The 542-nt window shown below is 57.7% G+C and carries 1 protein-coding gene; it reads left to right on the forward strand.

What is annotated here, in order from left to right; all coding sequences use genetic code 11:
• Positions 1 to 542: IS256 family transposase (locus QP968_RS11130; RefSeq protein ID WP_284856458.1), on the forward strand; the 542-nt coding region annotated here is incomplete at both ends.

Raw genomic sequence — 542 nt, forward strand, 5'->3', positions numbered from 1 at the left:
CAAGTCTCACGCATGTCGGAAGAACTCGACGACATGGTCGCAGACTTCAAAAACCGCCCACTCGACCCCGGCGGGTACGCCTACTTGTCGTGTGATGCGCTCACGATCAAAGTCCGTGAAGGCGGCCGGGTAGTCAAATGCTCCGTACTTTTGGCCACCGGGGTCAACGCCGACGGATACCGCGAAATGCTCGGCATGCACGTGGCCACCGCAGAATCCAACGCATCGTGGAAAGGCTTCTTCCAAGACTTAAAAGCGCGCGGACTTCGTGGTGTCTTCCTTGTCACCAGTGACGCCCACGAAGGCATCCAGCACGCCATTTCCGAAGTGCTTCCCGATGCCTCCTGGCAGCGGTGTCGCACCCACTTCGCGAAGAACCTCTACGAGAAGGTCCCGAAAACACAATGGCCTATGGTCTCTGCGATGTTCCAGACAATCTTCCAACAACCCGATGCCGCATCCACCTGGGCTCAAGCCCGCGAAGTCGTCGACCTACTGGAACCAAAATTCCCGCAGGTTGCGGCCTATCTGGAGGAATCACT

The sequence above is a fragment of the Corynebacterium sp. MSK041 genome, assembly GCF_030232265.1.
GTDB lineage: Bacteria > Actinomycetota > Actinomycetes > Mycobacteriales > Mycobacteriaceae > Corynebacterium.